Source organism: Candidatus Frankia alpina, assembly GCF_902806485.1.
Classification (GTDB): domain Bacteria; phylum Actinomycetota; class Actinomycetes; order Frankiales; family Frankiaceae; genus Frankia; species Frankia alpina.
This window is the reverse complement of the sequence record NZ_CADCWT010000238.1, coordinates 1-6,920: the sequence shown is the minus strand read 5'-3', so window position 1 is coordinate 6,920 and position 6,920 is coordinate 1. Positions and strand designations below refer to the sequence as shown.

The window sequence follows — 6,920 nt, the reverse complement described above, 5'->3', positions numbered from 1 at the left end:
AAACGTTACCAGGAAAGGCTCAGTTGGTGTCCGTGAACTGGTCGAAGTACTTCTTGCCGTCCCGCGCGGCCTCCTTGAGGTCGACGCCGGCGCAGAACGCCGGGTCCGCGCCGGTGAGGACGACCACGTGCACGTCCGGGTCCTCGTCCGCGGCGACTAACGCCGAATACAGTTCGGTGATGAGCCCGCCGCCGAGCGCGTTGCGGGCCTGCGGCCGATTCATGGTGATCAGGCGCGTGGTGCCGAGCGTCTCGGCGATCAGAACCTCACTCATTGCCGGAGTATTTCCCAGCGCCGCCGACGGCGCGACCCTTCCCACCTGCGCCGGTGACTGCGGCAAAGAGGCGGCCGCGGCGGGACGCCGGGGAGTAGCGTCGCCAGCATGGACCGCGGCGGTCACCTGGTCGGCATCTACACGACAGCCGGCCGCGGCGCGCCGATGCGGGCCCACTCCCGGGTGCGCGTGATCGAGGGGCGCGGCCTGGACGGTGACCGGTACGCGGCGGGCACCGGGACCTACTCCGCCCGCGCAGGCTCCGGGCGGGCGGTGACGCTGATCGCCCGGGAGGCGGTCCGTGCCGTCGCCGACGAGGGCCGGGTTCAGCTTGCCGAGTACGAGACCCGGCGGAACCTGGTGACCGAGGGGATCGTCCTGCCGGACCTGATCGGCCGGGCATTCCGCGTCGGGGACGTGGTGCTGTTCGGCGCGCGGCCGTGCCCGCCCTGCGGGTACCTCGAGCGCCTGCTCGACCGCCCGGGCGTCTGGCGGGCGCTCGCCGAGCGAGGCGGCCTGCGGGCGGACGTTGTGCTCGGCGGCACGTTCGAGCTCGGCGCCGCCGTCGTCGCGTTGCCCAGGCCCTGAACCGCCCGGACCGCTCGGCGACGCCGGACAGCCGGACAGCCGGGCGGTCGGGGAAGCGACAAGATCGAAACCTACAGCGTCGTGTCCGTTGCGGAGCGAGACCGTAGGCTGAGGTGGTGTCGTCTTCGCGTGGTTCCGGCGCTTTGAGATCGCGGACCGTTCGGCCGTCTCGCCGTCCGCGGCCTGCGCGGCCGGCCGGGCGGGTTCGCGCAGGTGGGCTCATGCTCGGGCTTGCCGTCGGCTTCGGGGCGGTTGCGGCGGGTTGCTCCTCCGACGGGTCTGGCGCCTCGGCGGACGTGCGGATCACCGGCTGCGTGCGTGACCCCGGCAACCATCGGGCGGTGGTCACGGGCGAGGTGAACAACGGCTCGTCCAAGCGGTCGAACTACGTGATCCAGGTCGACGTGAAGGCCAACGACAGCAAGATCGAAAGTGGGCTGGCCTCCCTGTTCAAGGTGGAATCGGGCACCAGTAAGACGTTCACCGTCCATCCGGTGGGCGCGGACGTCCCCAGCGACACCAAGCTGACCTGCACCGTCGCCCATGTCGGGCGGATCGCCGCCGAATAATGCCCGGACAGGCCCGCGGCGGCGCAGCCCGTCGGTGCCCGGCGACCGGCAATCGCTTGTCTCCGCCCGACGTGACGGCATACACAGGGAACGGCGCTTCGACAGCGCCAGCAGCGAGCAGTCCCTGGCCCGGGCGATCCATGGAGGATGCCGATGTCCGACTCCGAGCGTGTGTCCGTCGTGCGGCGGGTGCCGGCCGCTGCGAGCGATGTCTTCGCGGTCATCACGGACCCGCACGGCCACGTGCGCATCGACGGCTCCGGGATGCTCGTCGCCCCGGTCGATGCGAAGCGCCTCGAGCAGGTCGGCGACACCTTCGAGATGGACATGGATCGCGAGCCGCTCGGCGACGTCCCCCTCGGCCGCTACAAGGTGATCAACACGGTGACCAGGTTCAGCCGGGATGCGCAGCTCGAATGGAGCGTCGTGGAGGTCGGCCAGCCGGATGTCGGTCATGTCTACGGCTACCTGCTGGACCCCGTCGACGCGACCACCACCGACGTGACGTCCTACTGCGACTGGAGTGGGTCGCCCGAGCGGTGGAAGGCCCGGATCAGCTGGCCGGTGGTCCCGGTGGCATCCCTGGAGAAGTCGCTGGAGAACCTGGCCCGGGTCGTCGTGACGCCGGCCGACTGATCATCCGGTCCCGCGCCGTCAGGGCCGGGGCGAGGCGGCGGGCGGCGCGTGGTGGTCGGGGTGGTCGGGGTGGTCGGGGTCGGGGTGGTCGCGCAGCAGGCCGACCCGAGCCGCGACCCCGAGGCTGTAGAGCAGGAAGCGCACCCGGGAGTCGATCTCGTCCCGGATCGGCCGGACGTCCTCGAGCGGCTTCTCCGCCGGGTCGTCGAGCTCCCAGGTGAGGTACCGGGTGTGCGGGTAGATCGGGACAGTGCCGGTGCAGCCCATGCTGATGACGACCGAGGCGGTGCGCACGGCGTCGTCGGTGAGCCGGGTCGGGCAGGCACCGGACAGGTCGATGCCGACCTCGGCCATCGCGGCGACGACCGGGAGATGCAGGGTCGCCGCGGGCGCCGTACCGGCCGATCGGGCCTGCACCCGGCCGCCGCCGTGCTGGTCGAGCAGCGCGGCACCCATCTGGGAGCGGCCCGCGTTGTGCACGCACACGAACAGCACCTCGGGCGGGCGTGCCAGGGGCGCCCTGGGCTGGGCCTGGCGCAGCGGGACGGGGGCCACGGGCGACGAGCCGGGCGGGGACGGCACGCGCCCGGTCATCGGAGGCACGGCGTCAGAAGATGCCAGGCGAGCCAGGAGGAGCGCCGCCGTTCCGCGCGGGGGGCTATCTGTAGCGCCCGTGCGTGAATTTTTGGCATTCATCCCATTGTATAGGTAGCTTCCCAGTCGTTCGGGGTGATTTCCGCAGGACTTGTGGGCGAGCGGTGGCCGCGCCGGCCGATGTCAGCCGAGACCGTCGAGTAGCGCGGGAAGATCGGCGAACGAGTCGATGACGTGGCCGGGGCGCCCGGAGGCCGCGGTGAGGGTGTCGGATCGGAACTTGCCGGTGCGGACCAGCACGCCGGTCAGGCCATGGCGGGCGGCGGCGAGCACGTCGTGCTCGACGTCGTCACCGATCATCACGGCCTCCTCGGGCCGCGAACCGAGCGCGCGTAGCGCCGTGGCGAAGAATTCCGCCGCCGGCTTGCCGACGACGACCGCCGGCCGGCCGAGCGCCTGCTCCAGACCGTGCAGGTAGGCACCGGTGTCGAGCTGGAGCCCGGCGCCGGTACGCCAGAACAGGTTGCGGTGCAGCGCGACGATCGGCGCGCCGGCCGTCGCCCAGGCGAAGACCTGGTTGAGCGCCTCGTAGCTGAATTCCGGCCCGGCGCCGCCCAGGACGATGACGTCCGGCCGTTCGCCCGGGGCGGGCAGCATCACCCCGGCCAGGTCGGCGCTGATGTCCCCGCTGTTGAGGATGCGGCAGCGGGCCCCCGGATGGTGCTGGCGCAGGTAGGTCGCGGCCATGACCGGCGCGGTGAACACCTCCGCGGGATCGACCGTGAAACCCGCGTCCACGAGTGCCGCCGCGATCGACGCCCGGTCGCGGGAGGTGGTGTTGGTGACGAAGGCGAGCCCGAGGCCCGCCGCCCGCAGCCGGTCCAACGCCTGCGGCGCGCCGGGCAGCGCCTGCCAGGACACCGTCAGCACGCCGTCGATGTCGATGAGCACAGTCCGGATGCTCCCCATGCGCGGAGACGCTACCGAGACCCCCGGCCCGCCGGGATGCGAGACAGCTGTGAGCGAGACAGATGTGAGCGGGACGCGGCTGTGAGCGGGACGCGGCCCCGCTCTGGTCCGAACTCACTCGTCCAGGGCAGATCCACCCAGATCGGCGCGGGCGGCCCGGCCAGGAGTGGGTCGGGTGGCCGCGGCCGGGACGGCGGCGGCCATGTCGGTGATCGGGGCCGCGTGTGCCTCGGCGACACCGGCGGCGGCCAGCCGGTCGAGGGCTCGGGTCAGGACCGCGGTGTCCTCCAGGGTCCGGACCTCCGTGATCTTCCCCCAACGGATCCGCATGAACTGCATGACGACGTTGCCGTAGCGCGAACCGTCCGGCAGGCCGGCGTCGACCGTGACGCGGGTGGCGACGCGGGTCGACCAGGGCCATCCGGCCACGAGCACGTCGTCGACCTGGAAGTTCGTGCCGGGCAGCAGCCGCTCGGCGCGCTGCCACCACAGCCGCAGCGCGGCAGGGGTGTGCCGCTCGCCGGACAGTGCGTGTTCGCCGTAGAAGCGGTAGGTGAACGTCGACGCCACCCCGGCGATCACTGGCTCCCAGTCGCCTGCGTTGATGGCGGCGAAGGTGGCGCGCACCCTGCCCGCCACGATGCGGTGGTACATCGGCCCTCCTGCTATCGCCCGACCCGTGATTCCGGCCGTGACTCCGGCCGCGGTCAGGCCCACGCTAGCCGCAGCGAGTTCAATAGTGCAACCCGCTAGGGTCGGGTAATGCGGCAGACGAGCTTCGCGGCCATGCAGTGCTCCCTCGCCCGGACCCTGGAGTTGGTCGGCGACTGGTGGTCACCGCTGGTGTTGCGCGACCTCTACCTGGGCGTCCACCGGTTCGACGAGCTGGTCGCGGATCTGGGTATCTCCCGTAACCTGCTGACCACCCGGCTGGCGGATCTGGTCGCCGGCGGCGTGGTCCGGCGGGTGCGCTATGCCGATCGTCCGCCGCGCCACTCCTACGAACTGACCGACGCCGGCCGGGATCTCATCCCGGTGCTCCTGGCGATGACCGCCTGGGGGGACCGTTGGGCGACCCCCGAGGGCGGTCCGCCGATCCGCTTCGAGCATGAGCGGTGCGGCCACGAATTCGTCCCCACGGTGCACTGTTCGGCCTGCGGCGAGCCCGTCACGGCCGACGCCGTACGGCCTCGGCCCGGCCCCGGCGGCCGCCGCGCGCCGGGGACGACGATCCTCCCGGAGGTCCTCGCCGACCGTCCCGGTTAGAACAGGTTCCGTGTGGCTACTCGGGCCGGATGTCGTAGTGGAGACCCCGGCCGCAACGGTGGCCGCGGGGGAGTGGGCTGGAGGGCGTGGCTACGGACGGCGTCGCCTGGGCGCGGCGCGCCGCCCCCGGCCGCGACCACCGGTGTCGGTGGGCCGACTCGGGAGCTCCCGGCGTCCGCGCGGCGTGAGGCCCGGCTGAGCCGGCGGGCTCTTGATCATCGGCGCATCAGCAGCGAGCCGCCCAGCAGGTAGGCGCCGACCATCTCAAAGTTCGCCGGCGACAGGGTGATGTGCGCGGCCGCGCTGTGAACGTCGCGCAGGCAGCGGTCGAGCCGCCCGCCCGAGCGCAGCGCGCGGGTGCCGGCAATGCTGTGCAGGCTGTCCACGGCCTTGACCGTGTTCTCGCCGACGGTGGCGGCGGCCAGCCTGATCAGCGCGGACAGCTCCTCCCCGCCGATCAGGCAACGCAGGCTGGTGTGGTTGGCGGCGTCCTCCAACAGCAGCTCGGCCGAGCGGACCAGCGCGGCGGCGCGGGCAAGGCCGGCCTGGACGGTGTGGCTGGAGCCCAGGGTCTGCGTCCCGCGGGCCGGGACCGTGCCCACCGCTATGCCCGGGAAGGCGCTCAGCGCGTCCTGGGCGATTCCGAGGGCCGTCGACGCGGTGGTGAACGGCCCGAAGTCGTAGTAGGCGATGGGGTAGCCGCGGGAGGGCCGGGCGGCCGGTGGGCGACGCAGCAGCCCGCCGTCGATGGTGAACTCCTCGGGCACGAACAGGTCGTCGACGGTGAAGCTGACGCTTCCCGACCCGCGTAGGCCCGTGGTGAACCAGTCGTCGTCGAAGCGCACCCTGTCGGCGGGGACGAACAGCATCCGGGTCGGCGCGGTCGCCGCCTGTGCCGCCTGTGCCGCGTGTGCCGGGTCGCCCCCGGGGGGATCGTCGGCTGGGGGCGCGCTGGGCGGGGGCGCGCTGGCTGGAGGGTCGTCCGCCGTGGGGTCGTTTCCCACCCAGTCGGACGCGGCGAGGTCCCCCTCGGCAGTGGGACCTCCCTCCGTGACCAGGGAGGCACAGACGAGCCAGTCGGCGTGGGTGGAGCCGCTGGCGAACGACCAGCGGCCCCGCAGCCGGTAGCCGCCGGGCACCGGCGCCGCCTGAGCGGACGGGTTGATCCCGCCGACCACGAGCCCGTCGCTGTGCTGGAACAGCTGGCAGGCGACCTGTTCCGGCAGGTAGTCCGACATCCGGGAGATCACTCCTTGCACGCCCATCTGCCAGGCGACCGAGGCGTCGACACGGGCGAGGGCCTGCAGGACGGCGGAGCCGGTCCGGACGCTGACGCCGCCACCGCCGAAGGACGGGGATACCCACATGCGGTGAATGTTCTGGTCCCGTAGCGCGGCGATGACGGCGGGCGGCGTCACCCTTTCCCGTTCGGCCTGCTCGCGATGCCGGACTAGGACGGGAGTGATCTTCTCGGCTCGCGAAAGCCACTCGGTCGTCTCTTCGTGGGAGTGTGCGGAGCCGCTCCAGGACACGTCAGATACCTACTCTGCTCGGAATTCGCGTCGGTCTGCGGGGAAAGGCCGGAACGGAAGTGCCGGCCGGCTTTTGGCCGGCAGGTTTCCGGCTCTTTGCGGGGACGAGCGGCTGGTTGTCGTTGTTGTTGACGGCTCGATACGCGCCGTCGCCGGATAGCCCGAAGGTGGTCGGCGCCGGGCGGCCACTCGCCGGAGCGGGACGCGCGGCGAGGCGGTGCGTCCCGGCCTGTAGGGGCGCTGAGCTGCGCGGACATCCGCCGTCTCTTCCTTGTCGGGGCAGGCGGCCGCGGGTCGCGACCACTCCGCGGCCGACATCCAGCCGCATCTACGGTCAGATCCTAGCAATTTAAACGTAGATGCGGACCAATATGGGAAGAAGGGTCCGTGGTCGCGGTCCGGTTGGCCGGATCGGACAGTCCAATTGGCCCCGCTGAGCCTTTCCCGGTAACGTTTCGTCGCTTTGCGTGACATCAATGTGGTGTTGGTGTG

General features: G+C 71.8%; 9 protein-coding genes. 4 read left to right on the top strand and 5 right to left on the bottom strand.

The features are described 5' to 3' along the window. Positions 1-19: 19 nt before the first annotated feature. Positions 20-274 (bottom strand): enoyl-CoA hydratase-related protein, encoded by a 255-nt coding sequence (locus G6R25_RS19555; protein ID WP_235949140.1) that lies wholly within the window; start codon positions 272-274, stop codon positions 20-22. A gap of 108 nt (positions 275-382) precedes the next feature. On the opposite strand from G6R25_RS19555, the gene G6R25_RS19550 reads away from it, so the two are divergent. The 3 genes from G6R25_RS19550 to G6R25_RS19540 all read left to right on the top strand — a co-directional run bounded on the left by G6R25_RS19550 (position 383) and on the right by G6R25_RS19540 (position 2,067). After that, positions 383-862 carry an MOSC domain-containing protein gene (locus G6R25_RS19550; protein ID WP_163554120.1) on the top strand — a complete coding sequence of 160 codons (480 nt, stop codon included), beginning with the start codon at positions 383-385 and terminating at the stop codon, positions 860-862. Positions 863-1,083: 221 nt separating this feature from the next. Further along, positions 1,084-1,431 carry a hypothetical protein gene (locus G6R25_RS19545; protein ID WP_163554119.1) on the top strand — a complete coding sequence of 116 codons (348 nt, stop codon included), beginning with the start codon at positions 1,084-1,086 and terminating at the stop codon, positions 1,429-1,431. A gap of 153 nt (positions 1,432-1,584) precedes the next feature. Beyond that, positions 1,585-2,067, top strand: coding sequence for an SRPBCC family protein (locus G6R25_RS19540; protein WP_163554118.1), 483 nt, complete (start codon positions 1,585-1,587; stop codon positions 2,065-2,067). Positions 2,068-2,085: 18 nt separating this feature from the next. Here the strand turns inward: G6R25_RS19540 and G6R25_RS19535 are convergent, their stop codons facing one another. The 3 genes from G6R25_RS19535 to G6R25_RS19525 form a co-directional block, all read right to left on the bottom strand. Next, a complete protein-coding gene (locus tag G6R25_RS19535; protein WP_163554117.1) occupies positions 2,086-2,661 on the bottom strand; it encodes an arsenate reductase ArsC in 576 nt (191 codons plus the stop codon). A 183-nt stretch (positions 2,662-2,844) separates the two neighbouring features. Further along, positions 2,845-3,630: an HAD-IIA family hydrolase gene (locus tag G6R25_RS19530; RefSeq protein WP_163554116.1), complete on the bottom strand. Its 786-nt coding sequence runs from the start codon at positions 3,628-3,630 to the stop codon at positions 2,845-2,847. A 114-nt stretch (positions 3,631-3,744) separates the two neighbouring features. Further along, entirely contained in the window at positions 3,745-4,284 is a 540-nt protein-coding gene (locus tag G6R25_RS19525; RefSeq protein ID WP_235949138.1) for a nuclear transport factor 2 family protein, read from the bottom strand. A gap of 108 nt (positions 4,285-4,392) precedes the next feature. Here G6R25_RS19525 and G6R25_RS19520 point away from each other — a divergent pair, with 108 nt between their 5' ends. Then, on the top strand, positions 4,393-4,896 hold the full coding sequence (locus G6R25_RS19520) for a winged helix-turn-helix transcriptional regulator (protein WP_163554115.1): 504 nt from the start codon (positions 4,393-4,395) through the stop codon (positions 4,894-4,896). Positions 4,897-5,111: 215 nt separating this feature from the next. On the opposite strand, the gene G6R25_RS19515 is transcribed toward G6R25_RS19520, so the two are convergent. Further along, positions 5,112-6,428, bottom strand: coding sequence for an acyl-CoA dehydrogenase family protein (locus G6R25_RS19515; RefSeq protein WP_163554114.1), 1,317 nt, complete (start codon positions 6,426-6,428; stop codon positions 5,112-5,114). Positions 6,429-6,920: the final 492 nt, after the last annotated feature.